Genomic DNA, 21,426 nt, shown 5'->3' with positions numbered 1-21,426 from the left:
GTTTGTTTTTTAACTTACCACTGCTGAGGGATCTTGTTAGTATTAAAGGACTCATCTTTTAATGTTTGAACAAAGCTTACAGATTAGAGCTTAGTCATTTTCCTAAAGCTTATAATCGTTCAATAACAACTCGATATAATCATAAATTTTAGTACCTAAATAATAGGGTAAATTCATTAAGTAATATTCTTTTCCTTTAGGTGTTTTGGTTTTAATTACGTTAAATTCTCCACCATACATTCTAATTCCATAAGGATGATTGGATCGGTCTATGAATTCATGCAATGATCTTAAAGTACCTGTTTTTCCTGATTTGAATTCTATTGGGATTAACATATTTCTGTGACTTAATATTAAATCCAATTCTGATGAGGATTGAGATTTTTCGCGAACCCAGAAGTTAGGTAATTCCGACTTGAATGTTTGTAAAGAAATGACCTCCTGAGTTATTATGTGGGGTAATAGAGAACCTTTGTAGCTTTCACTTAAATCTTCAGTTAATATTAAATCTGGAGCAATTCTTAATGTGTGATTTACTAAGCCTGTATCTAAAACTTGCAATCGTGGTGATTTCTTTAAATCTGGAATTGCAGGAAATTCTATTGCAGTTGTTGGGTAAATTAATTGAATGACTTTTGCGCTAGTTAAATCTCTAAAAGCCTCTCCAACTTCTCTTGATTTATAATTGGAATTTCCGAAATTTTGAAACTTAATCCTTTCATCCAAATAAAAAGGTGCTGTATTTATGATATGATTTAGAACCTTACTTGAAACAGATCCTTTTGAATATTTCTCCACATCACTTTTGTAAGAGGTCCAAATGCTTTCATAAATTTCAGGTAGTGCCGTAAAATCATTTGACTCAATAAAATTCTTTATTATTTCAGGCATTCCCCCAATAATTGCATATTGATGAAACTCTTTCATTAATAAATCATGGGCATAATTTTCTACAGGAACAGTATCCAGTTCATTTACAATTGATTTATTTGGGATGGCTAAAAGGTATTCTCTAAAATTGAACGGATTCAAATATAAAAACTCAACTCTTCCAACCGGAAAGCTTGCCACTTTGTCCAATGCAAATTCAAGAAGTGAACCAGCTGCTATAACATGTAAATCAGGAGATTCTTCATAGAAATACCTCAATAATTGAATTGCCTTCGGTACTTCTTGAATCTCATCTATTAAAAGAAGTGTATTGTTTTTTTGCTCTAGTTTGATTCCATTAACTAGAAATATCGTATTGATAATTTGATCAATATCATCCGTTTTTAGGAAGTAGTTAGCATGATCTGATTTTTCTAAATTTAAGTAAATAAAGTTTTGATATGTTTCACCAAATTGCTTGACTAGTGTCGTTTTACCAACTTGCCTTGCTCCCCTCAATATTAGAGGCTTTCTGTTCTTTTTTTCTTTCCAAGCCAATAATTGCTTGAACCGCTCTCTTTTCAAAACCATAGCTTAATGTAATTTGATGTAAATGTAACAAAACAAACCCAATTTTCAATAAATAATGTAACAGAACAAACCCAATTTTTAATAAATAGTGTAACAAAACAAGGGCAATTTTTTAAATTATTAATTTATAACGTTTAATAATTAATGCAAGCTAACGGGAGATTACCTTCGGTGCTACTTCGTGGTGTGTCTCGTGGTCTTGTGTTAATATCTTATTCCTAAACAAATCTTAAAAATCCAAAAAAATCAACATAATTCTCTCTATATTGTAATAACGTATTATTTTAGAGCTAAATTTGGAACTATGATAACTGATTTTTCAAAAAACAACTCGATATTCAATCAATTTCTTTCTGAAATTCGTGATGCTAAGGTGCAAAAAGACCGTTTGCGTTTTCGTAGAAATATTGAACGTATAGCCGAAATAATGGCTTACGAACTTTCAAAAACACTGAAGTATTCAGAGAAAGAAATTACGACTCCACTTGGGGAAGCGATGATGAATACATGTGATGATGAAATTGTTTTAGCTACGATTTTACGTGCTGGAATCCCAATGCATCAAGGATTATTAAATTATTTCGATAAAGCAGATTCTGCATTTGTAAGTGCATATAGAAAGCATACTTCAAAAGAAGAATTTGAAATCGAAGTTGAATATTGTGCATCACCAAGTTTGGATGGAAAAGTATTAATCATCAGTGATCCTATGCTAGCCACTGGAAATTCTTTGGCGGGTGTTTATCAAGTTTTGAAAAAATATGGAACGCCAAAGCAAATTCATTTAGTGTTTGGTATAGCAACAGAGCAAGGTTTAAACTTTATTGAGAAAAAGTTACCGAAATCTACAAAAATTTGGGTAGGAGCAGTAGATGTTGAACTTACAGCACAAGCTTACATCGTTCCAGGTTTAGGAGATGCAGGCGATCTTGCTTACGGAGAAAAAGTATAATATAGTGATGTGGACTTACATAAGCTTCGCATTATTTAGTTCATGGAAGTTCATGTTTACTCCATTGGCCGGGCCAGCTGCTGGATTAACTTTTTGGGAGACTTTTATCGTATGTTCTATTGGAGGATATATTTCTGCAACCTTATTTTACTTTGGAAGTAGTTATTTCATGAATCTTTCAGTTGAAAGACATGCAAAGCGTGTCAAAAAAGCGCAACTCAAGGGAAAAGTAATTCCTGTTAGAAGGAAGTTTACCAAAAGCAATAGAAGAGTAATTCGCTATAAACAAAAAATAGGTAGAATTTTTTCTTACTGGGCATTTCCTTTGTTTCTCTCAATTCCAGTAGGAACAATAATAGTTGCGAAGTTTTATAAGCACTATAAGCAAACATTTCCGTTGATTATCTTGTTCCTTACGATAGATTGTTTCATCATTACTGGTGGAACGTATTTCATCAAAGATTTAATGTTATGAATTTTATAAAAGATGTGTTCTTCGATTTAGACAGAACACTGTGGGATTTCGATAAAAACTCCGAAAGTGCATTGCGTATTATATACGACGAACTAAAATTGAGCGATCATTCTTCTTCATTTGATGCTTTCATGACTATTTATCGAGATGTGAATGCAAGATTTTGGAGAGATTATGCACAAGGTAAAATTGATAAAATTCAATTGAGAAATGGTCGATTTACAGATACATTAAAAGAATTTAATATTGATGATTTAAAGATGGGGGAACAAATGGGAAACCGTTATCTCGAAATCTCTCCTTATCAAACGCATCTTTTTCCATCCACAAAAGAAGTCTTAACAGATCTCAAGAATAACAATTATAATTTACATATCATCACCAACGGATTCAAAGAAGTTCAATTTACAAAATTAGAAAATAGTGGGATACTTCACTTTTTTGATGATGTATTGTGCAGTGAAGAAGTTGGAAAAGCAAAACCACATCCACTGGTGTTCCAAGGCGCGTTAAAACGTACAAAAGCAAAAGCAGCCAACTCTATAATGATAGGAGATGACATAAATGCTGATGTAGTAGGAGCAGAAAATGCTGGGATCCGAGGAGTTTTATTCGACCCCGAGAAAAAACACGAAGGAAAATCTGATTTAGTTAGAATCGAACACTTGGAAGAAATTCCACCATTGATTTTACGATTTTAGATAGTGTTTCTCCTGCAGATTTCCGCAGATCTCGCAGATTTTTTTTGAAGGATAATAGGGTGAAATCAATTTTCTCTATTCACTTCAAATCAATGTCGTTTGTGCATCTCTACTTCGGAAAGTTTTACATAATTGTGAAAAGCCTCACATTGTCAAGATCAGTGTGTTTCTGTGTTCACTATATTAGAAATAATTGGCATCGCCACCAACTCAACCCAAACCTCTCTGTTTCTCCATTCACCGCAGGTGAATCCTCTGTGTATCTCTGTGAAAACCCTCTGTGTTCTCTGTGTTAGAAATAAGTGGCACCGCCACTAACCAACCCAAACCTCTCTGTTTCCTCATTTACCGCAGGTGTATCTCCTCCGCGAACTTTGCGAAACCGCATCTAACTCTGCGGTTAAAAAAAAGCGGTACCGCCGCCCACAAACCTCCATCATCCAACAAAAAAGCCGAGAAAATTAATCCTCGGCCAGTATCTATAAATTTCTTTTGAATCTCTTAACTCAAAATCATCTGTCTCATTTTCTCATACAATACAATCCCAGCAGAAACACCAACATTATAAGAAGAAACCGTTCCCAATAGTGGAATTTTAGCTCTCTGATGTGCTAGTGCCAATAACTCTGAAGAAATACCATCTTCCTCAGAACCCATAATAATTGCTGTTGGACCAGTCATAGTAACATCGAAAACTAAATCATGAGTTTTTTCTGTACACGCAACAATACGCAAACCAGATTCTTTTAAGAAAGAAACAGCTTCGTTAAGATCCTTTGTTTTACAAACAGGAATTTTAGTCAACGCTCCAGAAGAAGTTTTGATAGAATCACTTGTAATTAATGCTGAATTTTTATCTGGAATAATAATCGCGTGAACACCTGAACATTCTGCAGTTCTTGCAATAGCTCCGAAATTTCTAACATCCGTAATACGGTCAAGCACTAAGAAATTAGGAATATCTCCTCTTTCAAAAACATCTGTTAAAACATCAGACACTTCATGATAAATCACAGGAGAAATAAACGCAATCACACCTTGGTGATTCTTTTGCGTCAATCGATTTAGTTTTTCGGCTGGAACAAATTGTAACGTATATTTCTTGTTGGCTAAAGCTTCTTTTAACTCTTTAAAGAGCGCTTTATCCATTCCACGTTGAATCATTATCTTATTGATTTCTTTTCTGGCATCAATTGCTTCAATTACAGCATGAACTCCAAAAATTAAATCCTCTATTTCACCTTTTTTATATGACATATCTTATATTGTAGTGTGCAAAGTTAATGCTACTTTTTGAATTAGCTATCTTCAACTTTTATTTATCGAAAATTAGTAGGGTTTTTAAACATCTTCACTCCATGAATTTGTCCTTATTTTAACAATGATTCAGAACGTTTTGCAGAACAACCCAACGTTTTCTCTCTGAATGATTGTCGAACCTTGGGAATTCATCATTATTAAAGGTTCTTACATTGTAACTTCAAATTATTGTTGTCTTTTGAATTGTTGAACTTTCTTACGCAATCAATGTTTCTAATGTTATTACAATAATTTATACTTTAAATACAAGGAAATCTCATTCGACAGGCTATTTTTGCACCATGGGCGATACCAAAAAACCAATATTTGATTTTTACATTCTAAAACGCTTGTTCGTTTATGTAAAACCATACAAGAAATATTTATTTTTAGCGTTTATTTTTACGTTAGGATTAGCTGTCGTTTCCCCACTTCGCCCAAGTATAATCGGGAACATGGTTGACGAATATATCGATAAAGGTCAAAATGCGGATGCTCTTTTATATTGGACAATAGTCATTATTGGAATGCTTATTCTTGAAGCTGTTTTCCAGTTTTTCACGACATTTTTCGCCAATCTTTTAGCCCAATCACTCATCAAAGACATCAGAATCAAGTTGTTCAAACATATGATGTCTTTTAAAATGAAATACTTTGACCAAACGCCAATCGGTTCTGTGGTTACGCGGATTGTATCAGATTTAGAAGCCATTTCTGAAATATTCTCACAAGGATTAATCAATATGTTCAAGGACATTCTTGTCCTTGTCACGATTATAGTTTGGATGTTTCTATCAAATTCATTACTTACTGTCTTTGTTTTATTGCCAATTCCTCTGCTTTTAATTGCAACTCGAATTTTCGCAAAAGCAATGAAGAAAGCTTACCAAAAAGAAAGTGTTGAAGTCAATCGCTTGAATACATTTGTGCAAGAACGTTTAACAGGAATGTCAATTCTTCAATTATTTAACCGTGAAGAAGTTGAGAAAGAACGTTTCGCAGAAATTAATGCACGTCACAGACAAGCGCATGTTGATACCATTTGGGCCAATTCAATCTTCTTTCCAGTAGTAGAATTCCTTACCTCTTTATCTATCGCTTTCCTAATCGTTTTTAGCGCTTGGTCAATTTCTAGCGGACTTTCTGAAGCGGCAGATTCAACTGGAACAATTGTGAAGTTTACACTTTGGGTAAATATGTTGTACCGACCTATTCGTCAATTAGCAGATAAATTCAATGTATTGCAAAGAGGAGTTGTTCGTGCTGAACGTGTTTTCAAAACATTAGACAGAGATGAAGTAATTCAAGATGCTGGAGAAATTAGAAATCTTGACTTTCAAAAAGATATTCAATTCGATAAAGTTTGGTTTGCTTACCAAGATGAAGATTGGGTTTTAAAAGATATTAATTTAACGATAAAACCAAACCAAACAGTTGCCTTTGTAGGTGCAACAGGAGCAGGGAAGTCGTCAATAGTTAATTTGCTTTCTCGTTTCTATGAGTACCAAAAAGGAACAATTACAATTGGAGAAACCGATATTCGAGATGTAGATTTAACGTATTTAAGACAAAATATTTCGATAGTTCTTCAAGATGTTTTCTTGTTTTCAGATACGATAATCAATAATATTACGCTTGGAGATAAAAACATCTCAAGAGAACAAGTAATTGAAGCAGCAAAAGCTGTTGGAGCGCATGATTTCATCATGAAATTACCCAACAATTACGATTACGAAATAGGCGAAAGAGGAGGAGTGCTATCAACTGGTCAGCAGCAATTGCTGGCGTTCATTCGTGCTTATGTTTACAACCCACACATTTTGATTTTAGATGAAGCCACTTCAAGTGTTGACAATGAAAGTGAGGAATTAATTCAAAAAGCAACAGAGAAATTAACTGTCGGTAGAACATCAATCGTTATCGCTCACAGATTATCGACAATTCAACGAGCAGATAAAATTATTGTGCTAGATCAAGGACGTGTGATGGAAGAGGGAAGTCATCAGGAGCTTTTGGCAAAAGATGGATTTTATAAGAATTTATACGAAAAACAATTTTTAGGAGATGAAGAATAGAATGAAGTTGAAAATAGGTGGAGTTCCAGAACACTTTAATTTACCATGGAGATTGGCCATGCAAGAAGGTGATTTCGAAAATGAAAACATCGCTTTGCATTGGGAAGACATGAGCGGTGGAACAGGTCAAATGATCAAAGGTTTGCAAAACAAGACCATCGATGTTGCTGTTTTATTGACTGAAGGAATCTCAAGAGCAATTCTTCAAGGCTTAGATGCTAAAATATTAAAGGTTTATGTAAAATCGCCATTACATTGGGGAATTCATGTGCCTTTTGATGATAAATCGATTCAAAGAACGGAAGAGCTAGAAGGGAAAACTTTCGCAATTTCTCGCGAAGGATCAGGATCGCATTTGATGTCTTATGTTTTGGCTGACCAAAAAGGTTGGGATATCGATAAATTGAGATTCAATAGTGTAGGAGACGTTTATGGCGGACTTTGGGCTTTGCAGAACAATGAAGCACAAGCATTTTTGTGGGAAAAATATACGACGCATCCTTATGTCGAACAAGAGAAATGTCGCTACATTGATGAAGTGGTAACACCTTGGCCTTGTTTCGTAATAGCTGTTCGTACTGAGATTGCTGAACAATATGAAGCTGAATTGCAAACGATGCTTGATGTAGTAAACAAGAAAGCTAGATTTGTAAAAGAAAATGAAAATACGCCAGAAATTTTGTCTTGGAGATATGGTTTGAAACTGGACGATGTTACAAAATGGTTGAGTGAAACAGAGTGGAACTATGAAGGAGCGAAATTCGACGCAGACTTCGATAATGTAATCGATTATTTGTTAAAATTGAAGTTGATTACCACTGAGGAAGCTAAGGATTACATGAAGAAGTTGTTTTAGATAATTTGAGTTATTGGTTTCGAATAGGCCTTCTTGGCTAAATTTAAAAGTGAAATGGGAAAAGTAAGTGAGAAAGCAGGAGTTCAACAATTGGTAGAATCATTTTTTAAACATGGAGTAAAGTACATTGTATTTTCGCCAGGTTCAAGGAATGCACCGCTTGTAGTGAGTTTTGCCAATGACAATCGTTTCAAATGTTACGTTATTCCAGATGAAAGAAGCGCTGCTTTTTATGCTTTAGGAATGGCTGAACAATCAGGTACTCCAGTCCCGGTAATGTGTACTTCAGGCTCGGCACTTTTGAATTATTATCCTGCGGTGAGTGAAGCTTTCTACAGAAATATTCCGCTAATTGTTGTTTCTGCGGATCGACCAAATGAATGGGTAGATCATGGAGATGGACAAACAATTCGTCAAGAAAATGCATTCCAAAATCATATTTGTGCTGCTACAACTTTGTATGAAACGCCGACTTCAAAAGATCAAACTTGGTTCAATAAAAGAACAATCGATGAGGTAATGAATATTGCCAAATCTGCTCAAGGAGGACCAATTCATATTAACTTTCCTTTTACAGAACCTTTATATAAAACTATTGAGAAAGAAACATCTTCTGAAAATGCTCAAGGATTTACCGAAATAATGGAATTGAATCCGCAATTATCTTCTGTTCAAAAAGAGGAATTGCGTGAAATTTGGAACAATTCTCCCCGTAAAATGATTCTTTGTGGTCAAATGCCTAAAAACGGATATTTGAACGAACAATTAAAGAATTTAGCCAATGATAAAAGTGTTGCAATTGTGGTAGAAAACACAAGTAATTTGCAAGACAAAAGTTTTATTCATTGTATCGACAGGACGATTACCAGTTTTTTAGAGAACGATCCAGAATTATATCAGCCTGATTTATTGATTACCATCGGAGGAGCAGTAATTTCTAAAAAGATCAAAACTTATTTGCGAAAATACAAAGCGAAAAACAACTGGAAGATTGGTCAAGAATTTCCGTTTATGGACACTTATCAATCGTTAACCAATTCAATTCCTATGCAACCCAATGCATTTCTAGATTTCCTGTTAGAAGATGGATTCTCAAGAAATACTTCGCGTTATGGAGAGCAGTGGAAACAATTGGATTACTTGGTGAAAGGAAATCATGATCAATATTTGGAGACCGTACCCTATTCAGATTTATCAGTTTTCGATTTGATTTTAGATTCCGTTCCCGATCAAAGTGACTTGCATTTATCGAATAGTTCCGTCATTCGTTACGCACAACTTTTTGACCCGATTAATAGCATTAAATACTATTGTAATCGCGGAACAAGCGGAATAGACGGTTCAACAAGCACAGCCATCGGAAACGCAATAGTAGGAGAAAACAAATTACATACTTTCATCACAGGTGACATCAGCTTTTTCTATGACAGCAATGCATTTTGGAATCACCATGTTCCTTCAAATTTCAGAGTTTTCTTGATTAACAATGGAGGAGGAGGAATCTTCAATATTATTCCAGGACCGCAAAGCACACCAAACGGAGATGAGTTTTTCGTAGCCAAACATTCCTTCTCAGCAAAATCAATTTGTGAAGCGTTCAATGTTAATTATTTCGCAGCCAATTCAATGGAAGAAATTGATCAGCAATTGGATAAATTCTATGAAATCCAATCCAATGATCGTCCAGCGGTTATTGAAATCTTTACAGACGGCAACGAGAGCGGAAAAATCTTATTGGATTATTTAGAGAAAACAAAGGTGAAGGATGTTCCGGTTTTAGGAATGTAATTTTTTTTCACCCCCGTAGAGACGAAATGCATTGCGTCTCTACGGGGGTGAAAAAAATATTTATCGCATGTGAAACCAATAAAAAACCATTTTTCCCAAATAAAAAAAGCCAATTTCGAATAAACGAAATTGGCTTTTTTACTTTAACTTCTAAAAATATTCACATCATAAATTAGACTCAACACTTATTTGAAAAACATCCAACATCTAATTGTCTAAAATCTAATATCTAATTGTCTAACATCTAATATTTAAACATCTAACATCTAAATATCACCTTAATTCTTCACAATCCTGTGCGTACTTTCTCTTGTTTCATTAGAAATTCGAATCAAGTAAACTCCCTTGTTGAAATTTGATAAGTCTACTTGCGTGGAGTTATTAGTAATCGTTTGTGTTTTCAATTTACGACCTGTAGCATCAATCACCTCTAAAGTGTATTGCTTTGCTTCCATGTTTTCTAAAAGAACAGTAACAGCTCCATTAGTTGGATTTGGATGTAAACTTATTCCAAAGCTTTTAACATTGTCTTTTAAACCAACTGTTGAAACTACTGTACAACTTGAAGTGTCTGAACAGCCATTTGATGAAGAAGCGATTACCGCATATTCTCCATTTACTGTTGGATTGAAAACAGCAGCTGTTGCTCCAGCGACATTTGTGTTTGTTAAACAATCAAACCACTGATAAGTTGCCGATGTTGGTGTTGCAGTTGCAGTAAGTGTAGCACCGGTAAGCGATGTTGTTACAGTTACAGGAGCATTCAATGTTAAGTCTAATGTAATTGTACTATCACAACCATTCGCATTCGTAGTTGTTTCTGTGTAGATTCCTGACGCTGTTAAATTTTGTCCTTCAAACAGATAAGAGCTTGCACAAAGTGTAATCGTTGAAGAAGAACTTGTTGGAGGATTAACAACTAATGATAAGTTAATGATACTATCACATCCAGCTGCTGATTGAAATGTTTCAGTATAGCTTCCACCTGTTGTCAAAGTTTGTGTTCCGAGCGTATAGCTATCTCCTTGACAGATTCCATCTGATATATTGTAGGTTTGTGCTGGGGTAACAGTAATAGCTTGTAAATTACTGCTGAACATACATGAACCATTTGTAATTTCTACAAGAAAGTCTGTTGATGCGGTTAATGGTCCAGTTGAATAAGATGATACTATACCGTTTTGTACACTAACTCCACCAATGAAAAATTCATAATTACTGAAACCATTCACTGGTGTAATGTCGAGTATAGAATTTTCACAAAGTACTCCATTAGTAGATGAATTTGTAACATCAAATCCATCAAAAGTAAGTGTAGCGTCAATCATCATGTATCCAAGACCATCGCCTAATGGAGAGGGAACTCCACCAAAAATAGGGAATGTCGCTGCTGCAATAGGATCAACATAAGAATTAAGTTGATTTGCGAAAGGGAAATATCCAGTAATTAAATTAGCGGTTTGACGAAATCCTACATAAATAGTATCTCCAGAAACATCAATTGCACCATTAATGAAACTAAAAATTTGTTTCGTTCCGAGCATAGCTGCCGTAATTGTAAATAAATTGGTTGAATCAAGAATGGTACCTGCTTCGTTTATTAATAATCCTTTCATTGTATTTCCTGAATTGTCCACAGAAACTGGAAAGTAATTAGAAACATTCTCAACAAATGTTGGAAAATTCGATGTGATTTCGTGTCGCACTGCAATAACTCCAGTTCCAGTATTAAATCCTACACCAGATCCTTGAACAGATCCTTGTGTGTATCCTATTGTATCACATTGTACTTGCTGGTTGAATACTTGCGTATTATTTGTAATATCATCATCCGCAGGAATAGAAACAGTTAAAGTTTGAGATCCATTGTTTAATGTTGGTACATTATTAAATAATAAAGTTTCTGTTGCTCCAGGCGCAATTGTAGTAATCGTTTGACTAATCGTATATGGATTTGCTCCTGCAACAATAAGCGTTACAGGTATATTAGTTAAAGGTCCTACTGAAGTATTTGTAATTTGTGAAGTAATTGTTTGTGTCGATTTTATATTATTATTAAAAATCCCTTTTTCACCCGCAAGTCCTGAAACGTTTAATTCATTTGTAAAAGGATTTGTAAATGTAAATTGGAAACATGGTCTAAATGCTGAAGACCCAGAAATTGTTACTGGTGGAGTAGTAGATGAGCTAACTATACCTTTCCAACCTCCTGCAACATCTGTGTTTGCATCATAAGTACCAGCTATTGTTGTAAATGTTGATCCAAGATAATCATAAGCGATGTAGACCGAACCACCTGAATATACAAAACCTGTTGTTAATGTTAACGGAGCTGTTGGTCCAATTGCAGTTGGTAAAGAAAATGCACCATTGTAAACACTCGTCATAGTTGAAATACATGTCGACCAAGTAGTTGATTTAAGATTCGTTACATCAGGTGTATTTTCCAAATAAAATTCAATATTTCCACCGGCAGGTCCGGGAGAAACTCCAGCCGCCATCAGCATATTTAATTTTGTAATTGTAGTTCCAGTAGGAATAGCAGCGAGTTCTGCAGCTGTCACGATAATTACTCCACGAACAGTAGTGTGTGCTGATGTACCATTCGGTGCACGAAGTCCTGTTGTAGCTGTTGCGCTTGGTGCTGTTACAACTAATTCTGTTTGGGAATGACTAAAGAAGGTTCCGAAGATAGGAAGGATCAGTAAAAGTAGTTTTAATTTCATATCATTTTAGTGTTTAATTTGCGATAAACATATGCTAAAAAAATGATTAATTTACTTAGATGTTGAAAATTAACATATTAAAACCTCCAATATTTGAATCTACCAATCCTTAAAACCTCCAATCTCTAAAACCTATAATCCTCCAATTTTCGAATCCACCAATTCACGAAACCATAAATCATTCCTCTTTCTTTTTCCTAGGAACAAAATGATAATTAACCCCAAAACCTTGGGTTGAAGAAGAATTTTTTTCATCAATTGAATTATCTTCTTTCGTTTCATTTTTCAAAGTTTGATTTATTTGTTTTTGCATTTCCAAAGCTTCAACTCTTTGGCGAATTTTTTCTTGATTTTGAAGTTGTTGTTCTTCCCAAATTCTCCTGCGTTCTTTCCATTCTCCTTCTAAATCTGGAGGCTCAATTCCCATTTCCTTTTCAATTTCATAACGGTACTTAGGTGGAACAGGACCTTTCTTGCGAAATGTAACGGCTACTAAAGCCCCAACCATAAATCCAGATAAGTGACCTTCCCAAGAAACACCTTGTTCCATTGGGAAAATTCCCCAAATCATAGAACCATAAACGAAAGCAACAATCAATGAAATCGCTTGAAGTGGCAAATACTTTTTAAAAAATCCACTGATAAATAGAAAGCCAAACAATCCATAAACCACACCTGACATTCCGATGTGATAAGATCCAGTATTGACAGCCAAATACCAAACTAAAAATCCAGTACCCAACCAAACCAAAAGCACAACATATACAGCAATTTCTCGATAAAAGTAAATCAATGTACCCATTAGAATAAACGTTGGAACAGAATTGTTGATGATATGAGAAAAGTTCCGCTGACCATGAACAAAAGGCATTAAAAAGATTCCTTTGATTCCTTCAACAGTTTGAGGTTTTACTCCATATTTATAAAAGTCCAAATGAAAATGTCTGTCGATTAAAAATACAACCCACATTACAATCACTATCAATAAAGGATACAATATGGCTTCTAAAGTTCTGCCTTTTTCAGTCTGTATTAATTTCATGCTTGTTGCTTGTCAAAATCTGTTCCTTGAATTATTCAACGCCATTCTGTCACAGTAATTAAAATTTTCAATTTAAATTAGTCTTGAGAGCGAGGTTGAATCATAGGCAATAGATAAGTGTTAAGCTTTGATTTCTAGTTCAAACAATAGTGTTTAGTCAAATATTTTAATTTGTCTAGAGAGTTCTCAATGGCAAAAATCGGGAGAAGGAGTTTTGAAAGTGGAATAAAATAGTAAAACGAGTTATTGTGAGACACTAAGGAATTATCGATAGATACCTTGCAAGAAGTAATTGACTTTGTTTAATTTTTGCGACAAAAACGCTCAAAAGTGGATTGTGATAATTTAACTCAAGAATTATCAATTATGAATTCAAAACAAATTGAATATCTTGAGATTATAAAAAAAATGGCTCTAGTTTAAAACAGATATGTTTCACACAGTAAATGAGGTTTAAAAAATTGAGTTGCACTTTCAGTGCGCTTAAAATAACAATCACATACCAGCTGGATACGATGTATCCAGCTGATATGATCTGGACTTTCAGCCCGTGAAAAATTCTTAGTATCAGTGCGCCTTGAAAAGGCAATACATTTCAAATCAAGGCATCGCCTTGGGTTAAAATGTAATCTTGAACAATCCAGCGCCTTGAAAAGGCAGCATATTTCAGCATATTTTTAGTATAATTGTAAACTAAAGACTAATTTTTTGGTATGAAGACAATTCTTTTAATTTTTTTTACATCCTTTTTTTTCACGGGAATACAATATGCGCAGAATTTAGGACTTGATCAAAAAGGATCAAATATTATCGGTGAATTCCCCGACGATAAATCAGGATGGTCTATAAGTATGCCTGATTTAAACACTGTGGCAATTGGAGCTTACCGTAATAGTTCTTATTCTGGTCATGTTAGGATTCATAAATGGAATGGAACAACATGGACTCAAAAAGGACAAGATATTGATGGAGAGGCAGCTGGAGATGAGTCGGGGAGATCTGTTAGTATGCCAGATGTAAATACAGTGGCAATTGGAGCTTATCTAAATGATGGGAATGGAGCGGATGCAGGTCATGTCAGAATCTATGAATGGAATGTAACAGCATGGACACAAAAAGGTCAAGATATTGATGGAGAAGCGACTGGAGACGAGTCAGGCTGGTCTGTTAGTATGCCAGATGCAAATACCGTGGCTATTGTTGCGTCTAACAATGATGGAGTAAACGGTGTTTCTTCTGGTCATGTAAGAATCTATAAATGGAATGGATCATCATGGGTACAAAAAGGAATAGATATTGATGGAGAAGGCGCTAATGACGGGTTTCGGATGTCTGTTAGTATGCCAAATAATAATACTGTAGCCATTGGAACCCGCCATAATGATGGAGGTGGATTTGCTTCTGGTCATGTTAGGATTTATGAATGGAATGGAACAGCGTGGATGCAAAAAGGTCAAGATCTTGATGGTGAGTCATCTAATGATCAGTCAGGCGCATCCGTTAGTATGCCAAACGAAAATACAGTAGCTATTGGAGCACCTCGCAATAGTGAAAATGGAAATATTGCAGGTCACGTTAGAATCTATGAATGGAATGGAACAACTTGGACTCAAAAAGGAATGGATATTGATGGTGAATCAGCAGGGGACCAATCTGGAGAAAGTGTTAGTATGCCAGATGCAAATACAATAGCCATAGGTGCTCGTCTTAATAATGGAAATGGTAACGGTACTTTTGCTGGTCATGTACGAGTTTATCATTGGAATGGAGCATCATGGGTTCAAAAAGGAATAGATATTTGATGGTGAAGCTGCTAATGAATGGGTAGGCTGGTGCGTTAGTATGCCAGATGCCAACACAGTAGGCGTTGGAGTTCCTTTTTTTAACATTAATACCGTAGCGGGTCATGTAGAAATTTATAAATTTAAAGGAGTATACGGAGCTTTTTATAATGATATGAACGTAAACTGCATACGGGATGAAATGGGGGTTGTTTTTGGATTGCAAGGTGTAATTCAGCCCGGTAGTATAATTGTACAATCCAATGTAAATGGCAACTGGTACATAGACTCACTTCCTGCTGGGACTTATACTATTACTATTGATACAAATAGCCATTGGCAGCCAACATGTAATATCACACAAAGCTTTACTATTACTGACCCTGAACTATTAACAGAAGCACCATCTTTCGGTATGATCAGCAGTCAACTTTGTCCTGATCCTGATGTTTCTATTGAAATGCCTTTTATTCGTCCTGGTTTTTCTGATCAGAGAGTCTATGTTCAAGCTTGTAATGATAATATCGCTACTGGAGCTTTGACTAATGCCTATGTAGATATAGAATTGGATAACCTAATTACTGTTGATAATGCTTCTTTGCCCTATATTAATTTAGGTAATAATATTTATAGATTTGATGTTGGTACCCTAAATCCAGGAACTTGCGTAAAATTCAATATCTCTAACACCATAAGTACAAGTGCAGTGCTTGGTCAAACTCTTTGTTTAGAAGCCAATTTATTTCCGATAGAGGGATGTACTTTAGATTCTCTTCCAGCTGCCGCCCCGGCAGATTTTACTCCTTGCAGTTTGCCGTGGGATGAATCTTCTATTGTGGTTGAAGGCAAATGCCTTGGTGACTCTATCTTTTTTGCTGTCACCAACACGGGTGTTCTTGGAAATGGAGATATGGACTGTTTTTCTCCTGTTCGATTATATATTGATGGAGCTTACATTTGGTTAGATTCTTTACAGCTGGTAGGAGGAGAGACTTTTACCTATGGCTTTTCAGCTGATGGGCGTACTTGGCGACTAGAAGTTGATCAACATCCTGAACATCCTGGCTTATCTGCCCCAAATGCAACTATCGAACTATGTGGAGATATTGGGAATTGGACTCCAGATTTAGTGAATATTTTCCCTATGGATGATGCAGATCCAAATATAGACATTTTTTGCGGAACCGTTACAGGAAGCTATGACCCCAACGATAAAAGAGGCTTGCCATTTGGATTGGGTAATGACCATTTGATTAAACCCAACGGCCAGTTGCAATATAGAATACGTTTTCAAAATACAGGAACAGATACGGCTTTTACCGTTAAGATAATTGACACTATTGAGCAGGACCTGAACATCTTTTCAGTGACCCCTGGAGTCAGTAGCCACGATTATGTCTTTCGAGTACACGGTTCTCGCGTATTAGAATGGACTTATAATAACATTTTACTTCCAGACAGCAACACTAATGAGCCAGAAAGTAATGGTTTCTTAACTTTTACAGTAAATCAAGTGAAAGGTCTGTCTAACGGCACAGAAATCAACAATTTTGCAGATATTTATTTTGACTTTAATTCACCGATACGAACTGATACCACTAGTCATACAGTTGATAGACAAATAAAAACTGCTGGATGGACTGAAGAAAAAGAGATTACGGATGAAGCATGTGATGAATATGGTTACAACGGATTAATGTATTTTCAAACAGGAATTTATTATCAAATAATAGAAGGGATAGCAATAGATACATTGGTAAAACTCAATCTATCCATTAATAAAATACAAGATTTAGATTTAAATGTAAGTCAAGTAGGTAATGTGTTGACTTCGAATGATTTATTTGCTTCCTATCAATGGATTGATTGCAATAAGGGTAATTTTCCTATAAATGGAGAAACAAATCAATCATTTACGGCAAATTCTAATAGGGATTATGCAGTGATCTTGACTGTTGGGAGTTGTATAGATACTTCTGATTGTGTGAATATTAGTAATGTTGGTCTTAAACTAGTCAATAATTTAACTATTACAAATATTTATCCAAATCCAAGTAAAGGAAGTTTTACGATTGAGTTGGGTGAAGACCATAATAATACAAATTTTACAGTAAAAAATGTTTTAGGAAAAACGGTGTACACTGCTACTAAAAATGGGAATAAGGTAAAGATACAACTAAACGAATCCAAAGGCATTTACTTCGTAAATATTCAAACAGAAAAAGGTGAGTTTGCAATTTTTAAATTGATTGTAGAGTAGTTTAACTTTAATTATAAAGTGAACCTAACAATAAAATACCAAGTATATTGAATTTCAAATGCAAAATATTGGAGTATTGAGATATAATAAAATATAGTTGAATGTATTTTATATTTCAAATTGGTTTATGCTTACAGAAGAAATTAACCCTTATTTTCTTATCTTCGCCACGCAATAAAAAAAATAAAATATTATGCGTAGAGTTGTAATCACAGGGATGGGAGCCCTAACTCCAATTGGAAATTCTGTAGATGCTTTTTGGGAAAATGCACTTGCCGGAGTAAGTGGAGCGGGACCAATTAAAACTTTCGATACGGCTAATTTTAAAACGCAATTTGCTTGTGAATTAAAAGACTTTAATGCAGAAGATCATTTAGATAGAAAAGAACGTAAGAAATATGATATGTTTACGCAATATTCTTTGGTTGCAGTAGACGAGGCAGTTAAACAAGCCGATATCGATTTTGAAAATATCGATTTAGATAGAGTAGGAGTGATTTGGGGATCTGGAAACGGAGGAATCCAAACCTTTGAAGAGCAATTGAAAGAATACCATGATGGAGATGGAACACCACGTTTTTCTCCGTTTTTTATACCAAGAATTCTTGTGGATATCGCAGCAGGTGTTATTTCAATGAAATATGGTCTGTGTGGAATTAATTTCGCGCCAGTTTCAGCTTGTGCAACTTCTACAACAGCTATTATTGAAGCCTTCAACTATGTGCGTTGGAACAAAGCAGATATGATTGTTGCAGGAGGATCTGAGTCTCCAATTGGAGCGGCAACGATTGGAGGATTTAATTCATTAAAAGCATTGTCCACAAAAAATGATGATTATGCAACAGCTTCTCGTCCATTTGATATTGATCGAGATGGATTTGTAATGGGAGAAGGTGCTGGAGCATTAATCGTTGAAGAATTAGAACACGCCAAAAAACGTGGAGCGACAATTTTAGCAGAAATAGTTGGAGGAGGAATGGCTGCCGATGCTTATCATTTAACAGGAACACATCCTGAAGGTTTGGGAGCAATCAAAGGAATGAATTTAGCAATTGAGGAAGCTGGAATTACAGCAGATCAAGTTGATTATGTGAACATGCACGCGACTTCAACACCAAATGGAGATATTAGTGAAATCATCGCACTAGACGCTATATTTGAAAAGAGAAAATCGTTGATGGTAAGTGGAACAAAATCCATGACCGGACATTTATTGGGTGCTGCAGGCGCAATTGAAGCAATTCTTTGTGCAAAATCCATAATGCATCAAATGGTTCCGCCAACAATAAACGTTGAGAATTTTATACCAGAATGTCAAGACAGTTATATCTTCCCAGTAGGAAAAGGAGTTCCAGCAAAAGTTGATTATGCTTTGAGCAACACCTTTGGGTTTGGAGGGCATATTGCGGCAGTTCTGTTGAAGAGATACGAGGAATAAGAAGGAATTACGCAAAGATGCGCTGAGGTGCAGAGTTTCGCAAAGTTTTGAGGGGAATAGAGAGCGAAATTTTCTATTCTCCTTTTTTTTATACGAAACTTTTCTTTCTTCCTTTCTTCCTTTCTTCCTCTGCGAAACTTTGCGAAAACTCTGCGTATCTCTGCGTCATTTTTCTAATTACACAACCACCCTAAAAATATAGCGGACTCACTTCCAACTTCCCACCACTCAAAATTACCGCCGGAAAAGGAGTCTTCACATGGTTAATCACTTCCCTACATAAAACCTCTTCTTTCTTACTTACTTTCCTCTGCGAATCTCTGCAGAATCTCCGCGCATCTTTGCGGTACTTTTATCATTGGCCTTGTTTGTCTTAGAAGTAAAGCGCACTCATCCCCAATTTCCCACCACTCAAAATTACCGCCGGAAAAGGAATCTTCACATGGTTAATCACTTCCCTACATAAAACCTCTTCTTACTTACTTACTTTCCTCTGCGAATCTCTGCACCTCCGCGCATCTTTGCGGTACTTTTATCATTGGTCTTGTTTATCTTAGAAGTAAAGCGGACTCACTTCCAACTTCCCACCACTCAAAATAACCGACGGAAAAGGAATCTTCACATGGTTAATCACTTTAAACAAACTCTTTACCCATTTTTTCTTCGGATTAAATTCTTCAAAATCTATATCTAGAGAAAACAAATACTGACTCTTGGCTTGGAAAGTTTTAATTCCTGATTTGCCATCAAGTATTGCGTACAAATTATAATCACCATGGATCTTTTCATCAATGCTGTACCCAAAACTAAAGCTCAACCATTTTGGAAAAGAGGTTGACGCGCTTAAAAACTGAGCTGGAGTAATCGAAAGCCAATACGTTTGACCATTGTAATCTTTTAAAAGTCTTTCAGAATAAGTACTTCCTAAAACATTTGGTCTGTATTGCGCATAAGGAGTTAAATGAGCGCTGAATTTAAGTTTGAATCGTTGTTCTTTCCAAAGTAATTCTTGCCAAGCGTACCAAGCAATTCCAATTGTATTTGCTCCAACATCACTCCATGAGAATCCCCATTTATTTGAATAACCATCCAATAGTTCCATACTAGCCAAATATCCGAAAGCAACGGAAGAACCAATCAGTAAACTTTTCTTTCTTTCCACTCCCGACCAACGATAAAAGGAGGAGATGTTTCTAGTGATTAAGTGTCCAGTAAAAACATGTCCAGCTTTATCCATTCCTAACCATTGTCGAGAATCATCAAAAAAGTGAAAGTCCTTCGTCCAAGAGTCTTTGTACCAAACGTTTTTTAAAGTGAGAATACTTCCTGTCCATCCAACAGCGATTGCTCCGCTCGTCCAAGCAGTTCTTTTGATGTTTAGTGTTGTATCATTCTCAAAGAAACGCTGTGTTTGGCCATTTAATGCTGAAAACAAAAAAAGAATTAATAGAAGTTTTTTCACCGTATAAAATTAGTTAATGTCTTGTGGATTCCAAAAGGAAATATGTTTTCAATTTTAACATTTCTGGTTTTTCCGTTCTTTTATCAATTAACAAGTACATATATTTCAATTCGTAATTCGTAATTGATTAATTTTATGAATTACATTTTAAAACATAATAAATGGGACACAATCACGATCATTCTTCTACAAAGAATCTAAAACTAGCATTTTGGATGAATCTAGGCTTCTCTATTTTTGAAATTATTGGAGGGATTTATGTTAACAGTGTAGCTATTATTTCTGATGCTATTCATGATTTAGGTGACAGTATTTCTCTAGGTTCGGCTTGGTATTTAGAAAAGAAATCTAAACAAAAAGCGGATTCAAAATTCTCATTTGGATACGCCCGATATTCTTTACTTGGTGCTTTGATCAACAGTGTTGTTCTGATTGTAGGTTCTGGAATTGTTATTTATGCAGCGGTTGGAAGGTTAATTAATCCAGAGGAATCTGATGCGCTTGGAATGATTGTTTTCGCAGTGATTGGAGTAGCGGTTAATGGAATTGTTGTCCTAAAAATGCGTTCTTCAAAAAGTCTAAACGAAAAAGTTGTTTATTGGCACATGTTGGAAGACGTTTTAGGTTGGGTGGCTGTCTTAATCGCTGCAATCGTGATTTACTTTTACCCAAACCCTTACATTGATCCAATTTTGTCTTTGGGAATTACTGCTTACATTTTATATGGAGTCATCGGCCGATTGAAAGAAACCTTGTATTTCTTCCTTCAAGGAGTTCCAAAAGAAATTGATTTGGATGAAATTCAAAAGTCTATTCTTGCAGTTCCACATGTTCATTCGATGCACCATACTCATGTTTGGTCATTGGATGGAGATCACCACGTTTTTTCGACGCACTTGTGTTTGAAGAATATTGATTCATTTGGTCAAATCACATCCACCAAAGCAGCTGTAAAACAATTGCTTGAAGAGAAAGACTTTAGTCATTTTACAGTTGAAACGGAGCTGGATGATGAAAGTTGTAGTTTTAAATAGAGGGATTACTAAACTAAGACTGAAAATATTTTTCGGTTAATTATCGAAATACCATTTAAACTAAAGTCTAATTCAA

General features: G+C 35.3%; 15 protein-coding genes. 10 read left to right on the top strand and 5 right to left on the bottom strand.

Annotation, left to right across the window (positions count from 1 at the left end; translation table 11 throughout):
* Positions 1 to 102 precede the first annotated feature (102 nt).
* Complete coding sequence (locus tag ERX46_RS11365) at positions 103 to 1,461, bottom strand: ATP-binding protein (RefSeq protein ID WP_130093990.1); 1,359 nt, start codon at positions 1,459 to 1,461, stop codon at positions 103 to 105.
* Positions 1,462 to 1,765: 304 nt separating this feature from the next.
* Here ERX46_RS11365 and upp point away from each other — a divergent pair, with 304 nt between their 5' ends.
* From upp to ERX46_RS11350, 3 genes are read left to right on the top strand one after another with little or no spacing between them, the layout of a single operon-like run.
* Positions 1,766 to 2,413: a uracil phosphoribosyltransferase gene (gene upp, locus ERX46_RS11360; RefSeq protein ID WP_130093989.1), complete on the top strand. Its 648-nt coding sequence runs from the start codon at positions 1,766 to 1,768 to the stop codon at positions 2,411 to 2,413.
* Between the two features lie 7 nt (positions 2,414 to 2,420).
* Positions 2,421 to 2,888: a hypothetical protein gene (locus tag ERX46_RS11355; RefSeq protein ID WP_130093988.1), complete on the top strand. Its 468-nt coding sequence runs from the start codon at positions 2,421 to 2,423 to the stop codon at positions 2,886 to 2,888.
* Positions 2,885 to 3,589, top strand: a complete 705-nt coding sequence (locus ERX46_RS11350; RefSeq protein WP_130093987.1) for a YjjG family noncanonical pyrimidine nucleotidase — start codon at positions 2,885 to 2,887, stop codon at positions 3,587 to 3,589. The genes ERX46_RS11355 and ERX46_RS11350 overlap by 4 nt, the downstream gene beginning before the upstream one ends.
* Positions 3,590 to 4,090: 501 nt before the next feature.
* Here the strand turns inward: ERX46_RS11350 and rlmB are convergent.
* Positions 4,091 to 4,846 carry a 23S rRNA (guanosine(2251)-2'-O)-methyltransferase RlmB gene (gene rlmB, locus ERX46_RS11345; protein ID WP_130093986.1) on the bottom strand — a complete coding sequence of 252 codons (756 nt, stop codon included), beginning with the start codon at positions 4,844 to 4,846 and terminating at the stop codon, positions 4,091 to 4,093.
* 344 nt (positions 4,847 to 5,190) lie between these two features.
* Here rlmB and ERX46_RS11340 point away from each other — a divergent pair, with 344 nt between their 5' ends.
* The 3 genes from ERX46_RS11340 to menD are packed head-to-tail and all read left to right on the top strand — an operon-like array spanning position 5,191 to position 9,607.
* Positions 5,191 to 6,963, top strand: coding sequence for an ABC transporter ATP-binding protein (locus ERX46_RS11340; protein WP_130093985.1), 1,773 nt, complete (start codon positions 5,191 to 5,193; stop codon positions 6,961 to 6,963).
* Positions 6,953 to 7,819, top strand: coding sequence for a substrate-binding domain-containing protein (locus ERX46_RS11335; RefSeq protein ID WP_130093984.1), 867 nt, complete (start codon positions 6,953 to 6,955; stop codon positions 7,817 to 7,819). Before ERX46_RS11340 ends, ERX46_RS11335 begins: the two co-directional genes overlap by 11 nt.
* A 54-nt stretch (positions 7,820 to 7,873) precedes the next feature.
* On the top strand, positions 7,874 to 9,607 hold the full coding sequence (gene menD, locus ERX46_RS11330; RefSeq protein WP_130093983.1) for a 2-succinyl-5-enolpyruvyl-6-hydroxy-3-cyclohexene-1-carboxylic-acid synthase: 1,734 nt from the start codon (positions 7,874 to 7,876) through the stop codon (positions 9,605 to 9,607).
* A gap of 278 nt (positions 9,608 to 9,885) precedes the next feature.
* On the opposite strand, the gene ERX46_RS11325 is transcribed toward menD, so the two are convergent.
* The gene (locus ERX46_RS11325; RefSeq protein ID WP_130093982.1) at positions 9,886 to 12,333 is read right to left on the bottom strand and encodes a T9SS type A sorting domain-containing protein; all 2,448 of its coding nucleotides are present in this window, start codon (positions 12,331 to 12,333) and stop codon (positions 9,886 to 9,888) included.
* 178 nt (positions 12,334 to 12,511) lie between these two features.
* Positions 12,512 to 13,375 (bottom strand): rhomboid family intramembrane serine protease, encoded by an 864-nt coding sequence (locus ERX46_RS11320; RefSeq protein ID WP_130093981.1) that lies wholly within the window; start codon positions 13,373 to 13,375, stop codon positions 12,512 to 12,514.
* A 713-nt stretch (positions 13,376 to 14,088) separates the two neighbouring features.
* Here ERX46_RS11320 and ERX46_RS11315 point away from each other — a divergent pair.
* The 3 genes from ERX46_RS11315 to fabF all read left to right on the top strand — a co-directional run bounded on the left by ERX46_RS11315 (position 14,089) and on the right by fabF (position 18,854).
* Complete coding sequence (locus ERX46_RS11315; RefSeq protein ID WP_130093980.1) at positions 14,089 to 15,177, top strand: FG-GAP repeat protein; 1,089 nt, start codon at positions 14,089 to 14,091, stop codon at positions 15,175 to 15,177.
* Positions 15,178 to 15,217: 40 nt separating this feature from the next.
* Complete coding sequence (locus ERX46_RS11310) at positions 15,218 to 17,416, top strand: T9SS type A sorting domain-containing protein (protein ID WP_130093979.1); 2,199 nt, start codon at positions 15,218 to 15,220, stop codon at positions 17,414 to 17,416.
* A 193-nt stretch (positions 17,417 to 17,609) separates the two neighbouring features.
* Positions 17,610 to 18,854 (top strand): beta-ketoacyl-ACP synthase II, encoded by a 1,245-nt coding sequence (gene fabF, locus ERX46_RS11305; RefSeq protein ID WP_130093978.1) that lies wholly within the window; start codon positions 17,610 to 17,612, stop codon positions 18,852 to 18,854.
* A 553-nt stretch (positions 18,855 to 19,407) separates the two neighbouring features.
* Here the strand turns inward: fabF and ERX46_RS11300 are convergent.
* Positions 19,408 to 20,316, bottom strand: coding sequence for a DUF2279 domain-containing protein (locus tag ERX46_RS11300; protein ID WP_130093977.1), 909 nt, complete (start codon positions 20,314 to 20,316; stop codon positions 19,408 to 19,410).
* Between the two features lie 161 nt (positions 20,317 to 20,477).
* On the opposite strand from ERX46_RS11300, the gene ERX46_RS11295 reads away from it, so the two are divergent.
* Positions 20,478 to 21,350 (top strand): cation diffusion facilitator family transporter, encoded by an 873-nt coding sequence (locus ERX46_RS11295; protein ID WP_130093976.1) that lies wholly within the window; start codon positions 20,478 to 20,480, stop codon positions 21,348 to 21,350.
* Positions 21,351 to 21,426: the final 76 nt, after the last annotated feature.

The organism is Brumimicrobium glaciale, from assembly GCF_004152935.1.
Taxonomy (GTDB): Bacteria; Bacteroidota; Bacteroidia; order Flavobacteriales_D; family Crocinitomicaceae; genus Brumimicrobium; species Brumimicrobium glaciale.
The sequence above is the reverse complement of the archived record's forward strand: the minus strand, read 5'-3'. Positions and strand labels throughout refer to the sequence as shown.